The sequence below is a fragment of the Pimelobacter simplex genome, assembly GCF_900114845.1.
GTDB lineage: Bacteria > Actinomycetota > Actinomycetes > Propionibacteriales > Nocardioidaceae > Nocardioides > Nocardioides simplex.
On record NZ_FOUK01000001.1, the window covers coordinates 657298 to 673274 of the forward strand.

Here is a 15977-nt window from a genome sequence, read left to right on the forward strand (position 1 = left end):
CGCTCACCCGAGGGCGGCGCGTCCCTCCTTGAGGGCCACGCCCGTGGCGCCGAGCAGCGTCGCGCCCTGGACGAGCGACGCGATCGTACGAGCCGCGGTGGCGTGGTCGAGGCCGTGCGGCGGGTGGATGTTGGACACGCAGTTGCGCGCCGCGTCGGCGACGCCGGGCCGCGGCGCCCAGGTCAGGTAGGCGCCGAGGCTGTCCGCCGTCGTCAGGCCGGGCCGCTCGCCGATCAGCACCAGCGCCAGCCGGGCCCGCCAGGCCAGTCCGACGTGATCGGCCAGGGCCACCCGGGCCTGGGTCGCGACGACGGGCGGGGCGAGCCGGGTCGAGGCCGGGAGCAGCGGAAGCAGGGCGCGCAGGACGCCGGCCGCGTGCCGCTCGACGGCGAGCGCGCTCAACCCGTCGGCGAGGACGACGAGCAGGTCGGGGTCGCCCTCGGCGCCGGGCGTCAGGGCAGGGACCGGGTCGCGCGGGCGCCGTCCCAGGTCCGGCCGGGTCAGGTACGTCGCCCGGTCGGGCGCCGCGGAGGCCACCACGCAGGCCGGGGCGAGCCCGTCGACCGTGGCCAGCTCGGCGACGAGGGCGGGGACGTCGAGCGGCTGGTGCACGGCGTCCCGCGCGGCGGCGTGGGCCGTCGCGAACGCGAGCCGGTCCCGGGTGCCGGGTGCCTCGCCGTGCCGCTCCTGGCCGATCCGGGCCGGGGTGTGGGCGCGCAGCGCCTGCCAGAAGTCGCTCACACGAGCTCCCGCAGGGCGCTGCGCGCGGGGTCGACCGCGCGGATGCCGCCGTCCTCGGCGAGCAGGCCGACCCGGTCGAGCCAGGCCTCGAACTCCGGTGCGGGGCGCTTGCGCCCGACCCGGCGCGCGTAGAGCGCGTCGTGGTAGCTCGTCGACTGGTAGCCGAGCATCACGTCGTCGGCGCCGGGCACGGTGATCACGAAGCTGGTGCCCGCCGCGACGAGCAGCGTGAGCAGGGTGTCGGTGTCGTCGGAGTCGGCCTCGGCGTGGTTGGTGTAGCAGACGTCGACGCCCATGGGGACGCCGAGGACCTTGCCGCAGAAGTGGTCCTCCAGGCCGGCCCGGATGATCTGCTTGCCGTCGTAGAGGTACTCGGGGCCGATGAAGCCGACCACCGTGTTGACCAGGAACGGGTCGAACGCCCGCGCCACGGCGTACGCCCGGGCCTCGAGCGTCTGCTGGTCGACGGGCAGGCCGCCGGTGCCGAGGTGTGCGTCCGCGGACAGCGCCGAGCCCTGCCCGGTCTCGAAGTACATGACCTGCTCGCCCACCTCGCCGCGGCCCAGCGACAGTGCGGCCTCGCGGCCCTCGGCGAGCAGCGTGAGGTCGACGCCGAAGCCGGCGTTGGCGCCCTGGGTGCCGGCGATCGACTGGAAGACGAGGTCGACGGGCTCGCCGGCGGCGGCCAGGTCGATGGTCGTGGTCACGTGAGTGAGCACGCAGGACTGGGTGGGGATCTCGTAGCGCTGCCGGACGTCGTCGAGCAGCCGGAGCAGGCGGGCCACCGCGGCCGGGCTGTCGGAGGCGGGGTTGATGCCGATCACGGCGTCCCCGCAGCCCAGCAGCAGCCCGTCGAGGACGGCGGCCGCCACGCCTGCCGGGTCGTCGGCGGGGTGGTTCGGCTGGAGCCGGGTGGCGAGCCGCCCTGACAGTCCCACCGTCGAGCGGAAGCCGGTCACCACCTCGGTGGCGGCCGCCACCGTGATCAGCTCCTGGTTGCGCATGAGCTTGCTGGCCGCGGCGACCATCTCGGGCGTCAGCCCGGGCGCGACCGCGGTGAGCGCGGCCGCCGCGCCGGGTGCGGTGGCGGTCGCGAGCAGCCACTCGCGCAGGCCGCCCACGGTCAGGTGCCGCAGCGGCGCGAAGGCCGCCGCGTCGTGGGTGTCGAGGATCAGGCGGGTGACGTCGTCGGTCTCGTAGGGCACGACCGGCTCGTCGAGGAAGGTCGCGAGCGGCAGGTCGGCGAGCACCCACTGCGCCGCCACGCGCTCCGCGGCCGAGCCCGCCGCGCTCCCCGCGAGGACGTCGCCCGAGCGGTGCGGCGACGCCTTGCCGAGCACGTCGACCAGCGAGGTGAACGAGTAGGACCGGCCACGGACCTGGTGCGAGTACCTCACCCGCTCAGCGTAGGACCGCCCGCCGGACGGGGGCGTCCGTCGATCGACGTACGCCGCCGGTGAGGGCAGATACGTAGATCGACCGACGCGCCGCCCTGCCCCGGCTTCCTACGGTCCTCATCACCGCCGGGCGTGTGACCCGGACCGCACTACGAGGAAGCAGGACGCATGGACTACCTGACGGGGCGCGTGGCCCTCGTGACCGGCGCCGCACAGGGCATCGGGTACGCCGTCGCGACGCGACTCGCCGAGCTCGGGGCCCAGGTCGTGGCGACCGACGTGCGCGACCAGTCCGACCTGGGGGAGCACATCGCGACCCGCTCGCACGACGTCACGTCCGCGGCCCGCTGGGCCGAGGTCGTCACGGAGACCGTCGCCGAGCACGGCCGGCTCGACATCCTCGTCAACAACGCGGGCGTCTCGGGCTACGACCAGCTCCACGAGCTCGCGCTCGACGAGTGGCGGCGGATCGTGGCGATCAACCAGACCGGCACCCTGCTGGGCATGCAGGCCGCGCTGCGGCCGATGCGGGCGCAGCGGTCCGGCGCGATCGTCAACATCTCGTCGATCTGCGGCGCCACCTCGGTGGCGGGCGTCGCGGCGTACCACTCCTCGAAGCATGCGGTCCTCACCATGACCAAGAACGCCGCGGTGACCTACGCCCGCGAGGGGATCCGCGCCAACGCGGTGCTCCCGGGCTGGATCCGCACGCCGCTGACCCTCGGCCAGACCGACGACCTCAACGAGGCCTTCCTCGACGCGACGCCGATGGGCACCGGGGGCGACCCCGAGGACGTGGCGGACGCCGTCTGCTTCCTCGCCTCCGACCGCGCGCGGTTCATCACCGGCGTCGACCTCCCGGTCGACGGCGGCTACCTGGCCCGCTGAGCACCCCGACGCGCACGACACGAACCGGAGAGACTGACATGGACCGACTCAAGGACAAGGTGGCCGTCGTGACCGGCGGCGCCGTCGGCATCGGCCTGGCGACGGCCCGGCTGTTCGCCGAGGAGGGCGCGACCGTCGTGGTCGCCGACCTGGAGAAGCCCGAGCAGGAGGTCGACGGCCCCGCGCTGGAGTACGCCGAGCTCGACGTCACCGACGAGACCGCGTGGCAGCGGGTGGTCGACGAGGTCGTGGCCCGCCACGGCCGGATCGACGTGCTCGTCAACAACGCCGGCGTCATCGACTACGCCGCGATCGACGCCGTCACCCCGGAGGCCTGGGAGCGGGTGGTCGGGGTCGACCAGACCGGCGTGTTCCTCGGCATGCGGGCCGTGCTGGGCCCGATGCTCGCGCAGGGCGCGGGCTCGATCATCAACCTGTCGTCGGCCTGGGGCGTCGTCGGCTCCGAGGGGGTGGCGGCCTACCAGGCGGCGAAGGGCGGCGTCCGCGGCCTGACCCGCAACGGCGCGGTGACCTATGCCCGCGACGGCGTCCGGGTCAACACCGTGATCCCCGGCTGGGTCACGACCCCGCTGACCGACGCGCAGCCGGCGGAGAAGAACGCCGAGGTGATCGCGCTGACCCCGCTCGGCTTCGGCGCCGAGCCCCGGGACATCGCCTGGGGCTGCGTCTACCTGGCCAGCGACGAGTCGCGCTTCGTGACGGGCAGCGAGCTCGTCATCGACGGCGGCCTGCTCGCGCAGTGAGCGCCCGCCCCGCCGTACCCCAACGAGAGGAAGTCCGATGAGCCGCACCCTGACCGTCGCCGCCGCGCAGCTCGAGCTGCGCGAGGTCGACTCCTTCGCCGCGTGGGCCGAGCAGGTCCGCGACCTGCTCGACCGGACACCGGACGCCCGCGTCGTCGTCCTGCCCGAGCTGGTGACCGAGTCGCTCTTCACCATCGATCCCGACTGGCGCACCCACGAGATCGCCCAGCTGACCCGGATCAGCGCCTACACCGACGAGTACGTCGCGCTCTTCACCGCCGAGGCCGCCCGCCGCGACCAGTGGATCCTGGCCGGCACGCACCTCGTCGCCACCCCCGGGGGCCACGAGAACGTAGCCTTCCTCTTCGGGCCCGGCGGCGAGGTCCTCCGGCACGCGAAGACGCACATCTTCCCGGCCGAGGCCGACTGGGACACCGGCGAGGGCGACGAGCTGGCCGTGCACGTCATCGACGACGTCACCGTCGGGATCGCCATCTGCTACGAGGCCGAGATCCCCGAGGTCTGCACGACGCTGACCGCGATGGGCGCCGAGGTGCTGCTCGTGCCGTCGTACACCTTCACGGAGGCGGGCTTCTGGCGGGTGCGGCACTGCGCCGCGGCCCGCGCCATCGAGAACCAGGTGTACGTCGTGCACTGCCCGACCGTCTCCCACCTCGAGGCGCCGCTCGCGCCGGGCTGGGCCCGGGCGTCGGTGCTCTCGCCGTGCGACCTCGTCTTCCCCGCGGACGGCGTGCTCGTCGAGGCCCGCACCAACGAGCAGGACGCGATCACCCACGAGCTCGACCTCGACCTGCTCGTCGAGAACCGCCGCACCGGCGCCGCCACCACGCACACCGACCGCGGCCGGCGCCGCGACCTCTACGAGAAGTACGCCCACCACACCCTCTGAGTCCCCGCTGACCCGCTGTCCCGCAAGGAGCCCGCCATGCCACTCCACCTCCCCGAGGGGAAGAAGATCGCCGTCAACATCGGCGCCGACTTCGACGCCCACGCCGTCTGGATGGGAACGTTCGGCAAGACCAGCCCGAGCTACCTCTCCCGCGGCGAGTACTGCGCCACCGTGGGCGTCCCGCGCCTGCTCGACCTGTTCGAGCGCTACGACATCCAGGGCACCTGGTGCACGCCGGTGCACACCATGGAGACCTTCCCCGAGGCGTTCGCCACGATCGTCGAGGCGGGCCAGGAGATCGCGGCCCACGGCTGTTACCACGAGTCGGTGCCGAGCCTCGACCAGGACACCGAGATCCGGCTGATGGAGCAGACCATCGAGGGTCACCTCAAGCACGTCGGCAAGGCGCCGCGCGGCTACCGCTCGCCGGCCTGGGACTTCACCGAGCACACCCTCGAGCTGCTCGAGAAGACCGGCTTCGAGTGGGACTCCTCGCTCATGGGCCACGACTTCCAGCCCTACCACCCGCGGCCGGTCGACGTCCGCTGGGAGGAGGGGTCGGTCTTCGGCCCGCCCAGCCCGCTCCTGGAGTTCCCGGTCTCCTGGTACCTCGACGACTTCCCGGTCGGGGAGTACATCCCGGGCGTCAACCCGGGCCTCGGCTCGAGCGAGGTCATGTTCCAGCGGTTCCAGGACCACTTCGACTACGCCTACGAGCGGGAGACCGCCCCGGTCCTGGCGATCACCCTGCACCCGCAGACCGCAGCCCGTGCCCACCACCTGCTGGGCCTCGAGCGGCTGCTGGACCACATGGCGTCCCACGAGGGCGTGTGGTTCGCGTCGCTGAGCGACATCTACGACACCTGGACCGACGACTGACCCGGTCCACCGCTCCGTCTCGGGCATCCCGGTCGCAGCGTCGCGCCCGTCTCTCGACCCCACGTTCGAAGGAAGCAACATGAAGCACCGTCCCCTCCTCACCGTCGCCGCCGCCGGCGTCGCCGCCTGCCTCGCGATGGCCGGCTGCTCGTCCGGTGTGACCGACTCGGCGTCCGCGTCGACCGAGATCATCGCCCCGCCGGTCTCCGACCCGGCCGACCTCAAGATCGCCTACTTCTCGGCCGGCACCAGCAACTCCTACCTGCAGGCCGCGATCGACGAGGCGAAGAAGACCGCCGACGAGATCGGCGCCGACCTCGACGTCTTCGACGGCGCCTTCGACGCCCAGGTCCAGTTCGACCAGATGCAGCAGGCGCTGACCAGCGGCAAGTACAACGCGTTCGTCGTCGAGCCCAACGACGGCAACCTGGTGTGCGACATCCTCACCCAGCAGGCACCGGAGAAGAAGGTGCTGGTCTCGGTGTTCAACCTGCCGATCTGCGGCCGGGCGACCAAGCTCGGTGAGGAGACGCACCAGCCCGGCACGATCACGTACGTCGGCGGGCAGACCCTCGACGTCTACGAGGACTGGGTGCAGGACGTCATCGACTCGCACCCCGACGGCGCGAAGATCGCGCTCGTCTCGGGCCCGGACCTCAACGCCAACACGCTGTGCTTCTTCAAGGCCGCGGAGGCGTTCGCGAAGGCCGACGGCTTCGAGGTCGTCGCCCGGCAGACCACCGACTACACGACGCCGAAGGCGTTCGACGCCGCGCAGACGATCGTCCGCGCCAACGCCGACGTCGACGTGATCATGTCGAACTTCTCCGGCATGACCCGGGGCGTGGTCGAGGCCGTCGGCGACCGCGACGTCGAGATCTACGACTTCGGTGGCGACAGCTGGGCGCTGCAGAACGTGAGGTCGGGCTCGCTGACCAGCTCGGTGATGATGCTGCCGCGGGTCGAGACCCGGGAGGCCATCGAGGCCGTCGCCCGCTACGTCAAGGGCGAGGACGTGCCCACGTTCATCAACCTCGCCGAGTCCGACACGCTGCCGGGCACGCCGTTCGCCACCGCGGAGAACGTCGCGCAGTTCACGGCCGAGTACTGAGCCGGGGTCCGGGAGCTGTCATGAGCGACACCAACACACCCGCGATCGCCTGTCGCGGCGCGCGCAAGGTCTTCGGCGGCGCGGTCGCCGTCGCCGGCGCGGACCTCACGGTCCGCGCCGGGGAGGTGCACGCGCTGGTCGGCGAGAACGGCGCGGGCAAGTCGACCCTGCTCGGCATGGTCAGCGGCCGGCTCGCCGCCGACGACGGCACGGTCGAGGTCTTCGGGCACCGCCTGCACGGCGGGAACCCGCGCGAGAGCCGGGAGCACGGCCTCGTGGCGGTCTACCAGGAGCTGACCATGGTGCCGGGCCTGTCCGCGGAGGCGAACGTCTTCCTCGGGCAGGTCCGGACCCGGCGCGGCCTGCTCGACGCCCGCGCGATGCGCCGCCGCTACCTCGAGCTGTGCGCCGACCTGGAGATCGACGTCCCGCCCGGGGCGCTGGCCCGGGACCTGTCGGTCTCGCAGCAGCAGATGCTCGAGATCATGCGCGGTGTCGAGAGCAACGGCCGGGTGCTGGTGCTCGACGAGCCCACCGCCGCGCTGGCCGAGCACGAGCGGGACACGCTCTACCGGATCCTGCGCACGCTCACCGCCCGCGGGACGACGATCGTGTTCGTCAGCCACAACCTCGACGAGGTGCTCGACCTCAGCGACACCATCACGGTGCTCCGCGACGGGCACGTCGTGCGCAGTGCCCCACGCGCGGAGTGGACGAAGCCCACGCTGATCGAGCACATGGTGGGCCGCACGGTCGACAAGCTCGCCGAGCGCGGCACGCACCCGTTCGGCACCGAGGTGCTGGCGGCCCGCGGGGTGAGCCTGCCCGGCGTGCTGCACGACATCGACATCACGGTGCGCGCGGGCGAGATCGTCGGGCTCTGGGGCCTCGTCGGCTCCGGCCGGACGACGTTCCTGCGCTCGCTCGCCGGAGCCGAGCCGGCGTCGTCCGGTGAGCTGCGGCTGGCGGGCGAGGAGGTGCCGTGGCCCCGATCGGTGCGCCAGTCCGTCGGGCGCGGTGTCGTGATGGTGCCGGAGTCGCGCAAGCAGGCGCTGGTGCTCGGCATGGACGCCACCAGCAACTACTGGCTCGGCCGCGGTGGCCGGCGGCTCTTCCTCGACCGCGCCGGCGAGCGCGAGGAGACCGGCAGCACCGCGGACTTCTTCGCCTTCAAGCGCTCGCGCCTGGGGGAGCCGGTGCGCAACCTGTCGGGCGGCAACCAGCAGAAGGTGCTCCTCGCCAAGTGGGCCGGGCACCGCCCCGACGTCTTCCTCATCGACGAGCCCACGCGCGGGATCGACATCGGCGCCAAGGCCGAGGTGCTCACCTCGCTCGTGCGCCTGGCGGCCGAGGGGGCGGCGGTCGTCGTCACGTCCTCGGAGCTGGAGGAGGTGCTCGCGATCGCCCACCGGCTGCTCGTCTTCGCGCACGGGTCCGTCGTCCGCGAGCTCCCCAGCGACCACCCCGAATTCAACGTCGACGCCGTGGTGCGTCACGGCTTCAGCACAGGAGAGACCCATGAACCCGTCCACTGAACTCTCGCCCGCGGCGGCGGTGGCGCCGGCACCGGCACCGGCCCGGGCCTCGCTCGCGCCGCTGGCCTCGCGGTTCGCCATGATCGCGGTGCTCGTGCTTCTCGTCGTCCTCGCCAGCGCGCTCTACCCGGGCTTCCTGGCGCCGGCGAACCTGCGTGACCTGCTCCTGCAGAACACCGCGGTCGGCATCGTGGCGCTCGGCATGACCTTCGTGATCATCTCCGGCGGCTTCGACCTGTCGGTCGGCGCGACGTACGCGCTCGGCGCGACGGTCTCGGCCGGCGTCGCGCTCTCGACCGGCTCCCCGGTGGTCGGGATCGGCGCCGCGGTGCTGGCCGGCCTCGCCTGCGGCATCGCGAACGGCGTCCTGGTGGCGCGGGTCGGGATCAACCCGTTCGTCGCCACGCTCGGCAGCGCCTCGGTGATCTCGGGCATCGCCTACCTGTACTCCAACTCGGCACCGTTCATCGTCGCCGACCCGAGCTTCAAGATCCTCGCCCGCTCGAGCATCGCCGGGATCCCGACGCCGATCCTGATCCTCGTGGTCACGTTCGTGATCGGCGGTGTCGCGCTCGCGATGACCCGCTACGGCCGCAACATCTACGCCGTCGGCGGCAACCACGAGGCAGGCTGGCTCTCGGGGCTGCGGGTCAAGGACCTGACCGCCAGCGTCTACGTGCTGACCGGCGTCCTCGCTGCGTTCGCCGGCACCATCGACGCCTCGCGGCTCGGCGTGGGCCAGGCCGACGTCGGCGCCAACATCGCACTCGACGCCATCGCGATCGTGATCGTCGGCGGCACCTCGCTGCGCGGCGGCGAGGGCGCGGTGTGGCGCAGCGCGGTCGGTCTGCTGATCTTCGCGACCCTGACGAACCTGTTCTACAGCCTCAACCTGTCGCAGAACTGGCAGCTCATCGCCAAGGGGACGATCGTGCTGCTCGCCGTGGCGCTCGACTCCTGGTCGCGCAACCGGCGGTCCTGACCGGCCGGATCGACGCCCTGGGCAGGGCCCGGCCCGCACCTCTATCCTCGGAGGACGGGCTCGGGCTCTGCTCGGTGGGGGGAAGGAGGGAGCCGTGCCCACGGACGACACGACGGCCGCGACGGCGCACGAGATCGTGCTGACCCCGGCCGGCGCGCTCTCCACGGTGCGCGGCGTCGGCGCCGAGGCGGCCGAGCGGCTCGAGGGCCTGCTCGACATCGCCCGCCGGGCCGGGCGGCTCGCGGGCCACCACGAGCTCTCCTTCTACTGGCGCGACGACGACAACCGGGTGCTGTTCGCGACGGTCCGCTCGCCGGGCCACGAGTCGCGGACCTCCCTCTCCTGGCTGGACGACGCGGTGGTCCCGCACCAGATCACCCAGCGCGAGCTCGACGTCCTCACCCTCCTCGTCGGCGGCCTCAGCAACGCCCAGATCGCCGCCCGGCTGTGGACCAGCGTGCGCACGGTCTCCACCCACGTCGAGCGGGTCCTCGCCAAGCTCGAGGTCTCCTCGCGAGCCGGGGCCGCCGCGGTCGCGGTCGAGGAGAGCCTCCTGGTGCTGCCCGTGCCCGGCGGCGCCGAGGGCTTCGAGCGACTCCTCATCGGCCGGCTCAGCAGCCCGGAGGAGGAGCCGGCGCCGGCTCCGCGCGGGCTCCGGCCGCCGCCGCCCCCGCGCAGCGGACGGCGCTCGGTACGCCGTCCCATCCTGCTGGGCAGTGCGTTCCCCACCACGGGCGCGATCGCCGAGGACGGACTCGAGATGGTCCGGGCCAGCCAGCTCGCCATCGACGAGATCAACGCCCACGGCGGCATCAGCGGCCGGCCGGTCAGCCTGGTCAACGTGGACCTCGACATCCGCAGCTCCGCCTCCGTCGCGCGCGCCTTCGACGAGCTCGCCGGCCTCGACGTCGACGCGATGGTGTCCGGCTACCTCGACGACCAGCTGGTGGCCCACGAGATCGCGGCGGAGCACCAGGCGCCGTACCTGCACGCGGCGACGCTGGACTCGATGGTGCGGATGGTCGAGGACAACCCGGGCCGCTACGGCAACGTCTTCCAGATCTGCCCGAGCGACACCAACTACGGGCCGGGCTTCGTCGACGCGATGTCCTTCCTGCGCGAGTCGGGGCAGCTCTCGCCGCACTCGCGCTCGCTCGCCGTCGTCCGCGGCCGGTGGAAGCTCGGCGACCTCGGCCTCGAGGTCGCCATCGCCCGGGCCGAGCGCGAGGGCTGGCAGATCGACTACCTCGCCGACGACGTCGTCGGCGAGGACGCCTGGCGCGAGCACGGCCGGCTGGTCGCCCAGCGTGCTCCGGCCGCCGTGCTCATCGGCAGCTACTTCGAGGACGAGGTCGCCCAGTTCGTGCGGGCCTTCCAGGCCGATCCCGCGCCGACCGTCCTCTACGCGCTCTACGCGCCGTCCATCCCGCGCTTCCGGATCGAGCTGGGCCCGGCGGCCGAGGGGCTGCTGTGGGCCACGACGACGGGCACCTACTCCGACGACGTGGCACGCCGGTTCACCCAGCGCTACCGCGACGCCTGGGCGGTGAGCCCGGGGCGCTCGCACGCGGGCATCGCCTACGACCGGGTCCGGATCCTCGCCTCGGCGTGGTCCCGGGCCGACTCCCCGCGCGACTTCGCGTCGGTGATCGAGTCGCTGCGCCAGGGCGTGCACCGCGGCGTCAACGGCGCCTACAGCTTCGCCAACGCCGGCCAGTCGGCGCTCGCCTACCCGCTGGCCACGCCCGATCCGTCGATCGGCATGGCCCACCTGGTGTTCCAGATCCAGGACAACCGGCAGCGGATCGTCCACCCGGCGCCCTACACCGAGGCGCGGTTCCGGCGTCCGGCGTGGTGGCCGGCGTAGGGGATGCACGTCCCCAACCTCGGAGACCCTAGGGCACCGACGACCCGGCCCACCCGGTCACTTCTTTACCAAGCGTCCCACGACCGTTGGGCAACGCTCGCCGGTGCTGGCGTATAGCACGCGGCACCAAACTCCTCCGAAAGTGACGCCCGACACACCCCCTGCGGGCGGATCCCGCACCGGGTCGGCGGGCGAGGGACACACCTCGAAGGGGCAATCATGCGTGGACTGATTCGTGTGCTCACCGGTCTGGTGGCGGTGCTGCTGGTGGCAGCCGGCTGCGGGGGCGGAGGCGGTGGCGGCGCCGACGACGGCAAGCTGCGCATCGCGGCGATCTTCTCCGGACCGACGACCGATGCCGACTACAACGCCCTCGGCCTGGAGGCGCTCAAGTCGGCCGAGAAGGACGGCGCGGAGGTGTCGTACTCCGAGAGCGTCGCCGTGCCCGACATCGAGCGCGTCCTCCAGGAGTACGTCGCCGACGGCTTCAACGTGATCTGGACGCACGGCTCGCAGTTCTACGAGGCCACCGCCAAGATCGCCGAGCAGAACCCCGAGGTCCGGTTCATCGGTGAGTTCGACGGCGAGCCCGAGGGCCAGCCCGACAACGTGTGGGTCATCGACCGCAACTTCCACACCGTCTTCTACCCGATCGGCGTGCTGGCCACGAACCTCACCAAGAAGGGCGAGGTCGGCTACCTGGGCGGCCTGAGCCTGCCGTTCTCGTACTCCGAGGTCCACGCCGTCGAGCAGGCGATCGACGACAGCGGCAAGGACGTCGAGCTGACCCCCGTGTGGAGCGGCGACTTCAACGACACCGTCAAGGCCCAGCAGCTCACGAGCCAGCTCATCTCCGGTGGCGCCGACGTCATCATCACCTCGCTCAACCTCGGCGTGGTGGGCGCCTTCAAGGCGGTCAACGACACCGCGCCGGGAGCGGCGTGGGTCACCGTGAAGTACACCGACAAGTCGCAGAACGGCCCCGATCACTACGCGGCCACCGTGCTCTACGACTTCAAGCACCCGCTGACCGAGATCCTCGCCGACATCGACAAGGGCACCACCCAGGGCCACTACGTCATCGGCTTCGGCAAGGGCGCCAGCGTCCACGTGGGCGACAAGGTCCCGGCCGAGGTGAAGGCCGAGGTCGAGAAGGCCGTCGCCGGCATCACCGACGGTTCCATCGAGGTCGCGCTCGACCAGGCCGAGGTGAAGTGACCATGGAGAACCCGCGTCTGGAGATGCGGGGGATCGTCAAGACCTTCGGGCCCGTGACCGCCCTCGACGCGGTCGACCTCGTGGTCGGCCGGAACGAGGTGCACGGCCTGCTGGGGGGCAACGGCGCCGGCAAGACGACGCTGATGAACGTCCTCTACGGGCTCTACCGGCCCAACGCCGGTGAGGTCCTCCTCGACGGGCAGCCGGTCAGCATCGGCTCGCCCAAGGACGCCATCGCGGCCGGGGTCGGCATGGTCCACCAGACGTTCCTCCAGGTCGACAACTACACCGTCACCGAGAACATCGTGCTCGGGACCGACGTCCCGGGGCCGCTGCGGCTCGACCTCACCGAGGCGCGCGAGCGGATCCGCGAGCTGAGCGAGCGGTTCGGCCTCACCGTCGACCCCGACGCGGTCGTCGAGGAGCTGCCCGTCGGCGTGCGCCAGCGGGTCGAGATCCTCAAGGCGCTCTACCGCGGCGCGAAGGTCCTCATCCTCGACGAGCCCACCACCAACCTCACCCCCCAGGAGGTCGACGACCTGTTCGGCTCGATGCGGGCGATGGTGGACGACGGCATGAGCGTCGTGCTCATCACCCACAAGATCCGCGAGACGCTCAGCGTCTGCGACCGGATGACGGTGATGCGCGACGGACGCCGGGTCGAGACGCTCGAGCGCTCGGACACCGACGCCGAGCACCTCGCCGAGAAGATGGTCGGCAGCACGACCGACCCGGGTGCCGTGGTGGAGGCCGCGGCGCTCGGGGCGGTCGACGCCGAGGCGGTCGAGGAGACCCTCTCGTCCGTCGGGACGACGATCGCGGTCGCCGTCCGCGACCTGGTCGTCGTCAACGACCAGGGGCACGAGCTGATCCGGGGCTTCGACCTCGAGCTCCGCGAGGGCGAGATCGTCGGCATCGCCGGCGTCGCCGGCAACGGCCAGGTCGAGCTGGCCGAGGCGCTGGCCGGCGTCCGGCCGCTGCGGGCGGGCAGCGTCGAGGTGAGCGGGCGCGCGATGGGCGGGCTCGCGACGTCGTCCTGGCTCGAGCACGGCGTCGCCTACGTTCCCGAGGACCGGCACCGCGACGGCATCCTGCCGACGGCGAGCATCACCGAGAACCTGGTGCTCGGCTCGCAGCGCAGCCCGAAGGTGCGCCGGTTCGGGCTCATCGACTGGGGTGCTGCCAAGCAGCGGGCCGTCGACGCGATCGCCGAGTTCTCGGTGCGCGCCAACGGTCCCGGCACGCTCGTCGGCGACCTGTCGGGCGGCAACATCCAGCGGGTCATCCTGGCCCGCGCGTTCGCCCGCCGGCCACGGCTGCTGATCCTGCACAACCCGACCCGTGGCCTCGACATCGGCTCGACCCGGTTCGTCTACCAGCAGGTCCGCACGGCGACGGCCGCCGGGTGCGCGGTCCTGCTCATCTCCGAGGACCTCGACGAGGTGATCGCCCTCTCCGACCGGGTGATCGCGCTCTACCAGGGCTCCCGGGCCGGCGAGTGGCCGCACGGCTCGGTGGACGCGTACGAGGTCGGCCGCAGCATGACCGGACTGGGGGAAGCTCGTGTCTGAGACGACCATGACCGCTCCGCCGGCGACCCCGCCGGCGGCACCCGAGGCCGCCGGGCCACGCCGCGTCGCCGACGCGCTGTGGCTGGTGGTGCCGTCCGTCCTGTCCGTGGTGGCGGCGTTCGCCGTCGGCGGCCTGATCATCCTCGCCCTCGGGCAGGACCCGGTCGCCGCGTTCGAGTCGGTGCTCACCACGAGCTTCAACACCCGCTTCGGCACGGTGGAGACGCTGCACAAGTGGGTCCCGGTGCTGCTCTGCGCCTACGCGTTCGCGATCCCGCTGGCGACCGGCAAGTTCAACATCGGCGCCGAGGGGCAGCTGCTCGTCGGAGCGACCGGAGGTGTCGCGATCGGCATCCTCTGGTCGGACCTGCCGATGCTGGTGCTGCTGCCGTGCGTCCTGGTGGCCGGTGCCCTCGCGGGCGCCGTGTGGTCGGGCATCGCGGCCGTGCTGATGGTGAAGTTCAACGTCAACGAGATCCTCAGCACGGTGGTGCTGAACTTCATCTCGTTCCAGCTCATCGACTACGTCGCCAGCCACGTGTGGCCCGACCGGGGTGCCGGTCACCCCGCGACCGTGCGGGTCGGCGAGGGTGCGCTGCTGCCGGGCATCGGCCAGGCACCGCCGCTGCACTCGGGCGTGATCATCACGCTCGTGCTGGTCGTCGCGATCGCGATCTTCATGAGGCGGACGTCGACGGGCTTCGAGATGCGGGCCGTCGGGGCGAACCTGCGGGCCGCCCAGGTGCACGGCATCCGGACCTCCCGGCTCGCCGGCGCGGGCCTGGTCGTCGGCGGTGCCGTCGCCGGTCTCGCCGGCGCGATCGAGGTGGCCGGCGTGCACGGGAAGATGCTCGAGGGGATGCAGTCGAACTTCCTGATCCTCGGCATCATCGTCGGGCTCATGTCCCGCGGCAGCATGATCGCGATCCCGTTCATCGCGTTCGGCATCGCCGTCCTCGAGGTCGGTGCCGGCTCGATGCAGCGCACCGCACAGGTCCCCGTCGAGATGGTGCTCATCATCGAGGCGCTGATCCTGCTGTTCCTGCTCCTGTCCGACATCGCCCGCGCCAAGCTCCGGAGGAACTGACATGGGAGAGATCACCGAGCTCCTGACCCTGATGATCCCGGCCATGGTGCCGTTCCTGCTCGCCGCCCAGGGCACCGTGCTCAGCGGCCGGGCCGGCGTCTTCAACGTCTCGCAGGAGGGCCTCATGGTCCTCGGTGCGGCGGTGGGCTTCCTGGTCAGCTTCAAGGTCGGCAGCAACACCGTCGGCATGGCCGCGGCCTTCGCGATCGCCGGTGTCTTCGGCCTCGTGCTGGCCTACATGACCACCCAGCTGCGGCTCGACCAGTTCGTCGTGGGCCTGGCGCTGTACTTCGCCGCGCTCGGCGCCGCGGGTCTGCTCTACCGCGAGGTGATCGGGGTGACCATGGAGCCGCCGCTCATCCCGACGCTCGAGGACAAGCCGATCCCGCTGCTCTCGGACATCCCGTTCCTGGGTGAGGTGCTCTTCGACCACGACCTGGTCGTCTACCTCGCGTTCGCGATCTCCGTGGCGATCTGGTGGTTCATGTACAAGACCCGCAGCGGGCTGGCGTTCCGCTCGATCGGCGAGAACCCCAAGGCGGCCGACAGCCTCGGCATCAACGTCACCTGGGCGCGGACCTGGTCGACCGTCGTCGGCTCGGGCCTGGTCGGCATGGCCGGCGCCTACCTGCCGATGGTCTACACGGGCCTCTACACCGAGGGCATGGTGGCCGGCCGCGGCTGGCTGGTCATCGCGCTGGCCTTCCTCGGCGGCTGGCGCCCGCACCTCGTCATCGCCGGCGCGGCGTTCTTCGCCGGCATGGAGGTGCTCGCGCTGCGGGCCCAGGTCGCGGGGATCGGGATCCCGCACCAGTTCGTCCTGATGCTGCCGTACGTCGCCACGCTGCTGGTGATGGTCTTCGCGTTCCGCTGGGCCCGGCAGCCGTCCTTCCTCGGCCGGAACTACGACCGGGAGAGCCGCCTGGTGGGCTGATCCACGCTCAGCCAGCCAGGACGCGGAAGCCGGGGCGGTGACCTGACCAGGTCACCGCCCCGGTGCGCGTCCGGGCCCAGTGGGGTGCGAAGT

At 72.0% G+C, this 15977-nt stretch carries 14 protein-coding genes; 12 read left to right on the forward strand and 2 right to left on the reverse strand.

Annotated features, from left to right (window positions below; genetic code table 11):
* Positions 1-3 precede the first annotated feature (3 nt).
* Together eutC and BM223_RS03075 are read right to left on the reverse strand one after the other, a co-directional pair.
* A complete protein-coding gene (gene eutC, locus BM223_RS03070; protein ID WP_038681728.1) occupies positions 4-741 on the reverse strand; it encodes an ethanolamine ammonia-lyase subunit EutC in 738 nt (245 codons plus the stop codon).
* A complete protein-coding gene (locus tag BM223_RS03075) occupies positions 738-2138 on the reverse strand; it encodes an ethanolamine ammonia-lyase subunit EutB (RefSeq protein ID WP_038681726.1) in 1401 nt (466 codons plus the stop codon). Before BM223_RS03075 ends, eutC begins: the two co-directional genes overlap by 4 nt.
* Before the next feature lie 168 nt (positions 2139-2306).
* Here BM223_RS03075 and BM223_RS03080 point away from each other — a divergent pair, with 168 nt between their 5' ends.
* The 12 genes from BM223_RS03080 (at position 2307) to BM223_RS03135 (ending at position 15884) form a co-directional block, all read left to right on the forward strand.
* The gene (locus tag BM223_RS03080; protein WP_038681724.1) at positions 2307-3026 is read left to right on the forward strand and encodes an SDR family NAD(P)-dependent oxidoreductase; all 720 of its coding nucleotides are present in this window, start codon (positions 2307-2309) and stop codon (positions 3024-3026) included.
* 38 nt (positions 3027-3064) lie between these two features.
* Positions 3065-3790, forward strand: a complete 726-nt coding sequence (locus BM223_RS03085; protein WP_038681722.1) for an SDR family NAD(P)-dependent oxidoreductase — start codon at positions 3065-3067, stop codon at positions 3788-3790.
* Between the two features lie 37 nt (positions 3791-3827).
* Positions 3828-4700, forward strand: a complete 873-nt coding sequence (locus BM223_RS03090) for a nitrilase-related carbon-nitrogen hydrolase (RefSeq protein WP_038681721.1) — start codon at positions 3828-3830, stop codon at positions 4698-4700.
* A gap of 36 nt (positions 4701-4736) precedes the next feature.
* Positions 4737-5579: a polysaccharide deacetylase family protein gene (locus BM223_RS03095; protein ID WP_038681719.1), complete on the forward strand. Its 843-nt coding sequence runs from the start codon at positions 4737-4739 to the stop codon at positions 5577-5579.
* Between the two features lie 79 nt (positions 5580-5658).
* Complete coding sequence (locus tag BM223_RS03100; protein WP_038681717.1) at positions 5659-6690, forward strand: sugar ABC transporter substrate-binding protein; 1032 nt, start codon at positions 5659-5661, stop codon at positions 6688-6690.
* Between the two features lie 20 nt (positions 6691-6710).
* Positions 6711-8225, forward strand: coding sequence for a sugar ABC transporter ATP-binding protein (locus BM223_RS03105; RefSeq protein WP_038681714.1), 1515 nt, complete (start codon positions 6711-6713; stop codon positions 8223-8225).
* On the forward strand, positions 8209-9207 hold the full coding sequence (locus tag BM223_RS03110; protein ID WP_038681712.1) for an ABC transporter permease: 999 nt from the start codon (positions 8209-8211) through the stop codon (positions 9205-9207). Before BM223_RS03105 ends, BM223_RS03110 begins: the two co-directional genes overlap by 17 nt.
* 94 nt (positions 9208-9301) lie before the next feature.
* Positions 9302-11074: an ABC transporter substrate-binding protein gene (locus tag BM223_RS29645; RefSeq protein ID WP_038681710.1), complete on the forward strand. Its 1773-nt coding sequence runs from the start codon at positions 9302-9304 to the stop codon at positions 11072-11074.
* A 219-nt stretch (positions 11075-11293) separates the two neighbouring features.
* Complete coding sequence (locus BM223_RS03120; protein ID WP_082003797.1) at positions 11294-12292, forward strand: BMP family protein; 999 nt, start codon at positions 11294-11296, stop codon at positions 12290-12292.
* Positions 12293-12294: 2 nt separating this feature from the next.
* Positions 12295-13863 (forward strand): ABC transporter ATP-binding protein, encoded by a 1569-nt coding sequence (locus BM223_RS03125; RefSeq protein ID WP_075018451.1) that lies wholly within the window; start codon positions 12295-12297, stop codon positions 13861-13863.
* Complete coding sequence (locus tag BM223_RS03130) at positions 13856-14950, forward strand: ABC transporter permease (protein WP_200887017.1); 1095 nt, start codon at positions 13856-13858, stop codon at positions 14948-14950. The genes BM223_RS03125 and BM223_RS03130 overlap by 8 nt, the downstream gene beginning before the upstream one ends.
* A gap of 1 nt (position 14951) precedes the next feature.
* Positions 14952-15884, forward strand: coding sequence for an ABC transporter permease (locus tag BM223_RS03135; protein WP_038681706.1), 933 nt, complete (start codon positions 14952-14954; stop codon positions 15882-15884).
* Positions 15885-15977: the final 93 nt, after the last annotated feature.

Excerpts from the sequence above, each read along its gene's own strand:
- BM223_RS03080 (WP_038681724.1), top strand. The coding sequence starts at position 2,307 with ATGGACTACCTGACGGGGCGCGTGGCCCTCGTGACCGGCGCCGCACAG.
- BM223_RS03085 (WP_038681722.1), top strand. The coding sequence starts at position 3,065 with ATGGACCGACTCAAGGACAAGGTGGCCGTCGTGACCGGCGGCGCCGTC.
- BM223_RS03090 (WP_038681721.1), top strand. The coding sequence starts at position 3,828 with ATGAGCCGCACCCTGACCGTCGCCGCCGCGCAGCTCGAGCTGCGCGAG.
- BM223_RS03095 (WP_038681719.1), top strand. The coding sequence starts at position 4,737 with ATGCCACTCCACCTCCCCGAGGGGAAGAAGATCGCCGTCAACATCGGC.
- BM223_RS03100 (WP_038681717.1), top strand. The coding sequence starts at position 5,659 with ATGAAGCACCGTCCCCTCCTCACCGTCGCCGCCGCCGGCGTCGCCGCC.
- BM223_RS03105 (WP_038681714.1), top strand. The coding sequence starts at position 6,711 with ATGAGCGACACCAACACACCCGCGATCGCCTGTCGCGGCGCGCGCAAG.
- BM223_RS03110 (WP_038681712.1), top strand. The coding sequence starts at position 8,209 with ATGAACCCGTCCACTGAACTCTCGCCCGCGGCGGCGGTGGCGCCGGCA.
- BM223_RS03120 (WP_082003797.1), top strand. The coding sequence starts at position 11,294 with ATGCGTGGACTGATTCGTGTGCTCACCGGTCTGGTGGCGGTGCTGCTG.
- BM223_RS03125 (WP_075018451.1), top strand. The coding sequence starts at position 12,295 with ATGGAGAACCCGCGTCTGGAGATGCGGGGGATCGTCAAGACCTTCGGG.
- BM223_RS03135 (WP_038681706.1), top strand. The coding sequence starts at position 14,952 with ATGGGAGAGATCACCGAGCTCCTGACCCTGATGATCCCGGCCATGGTG.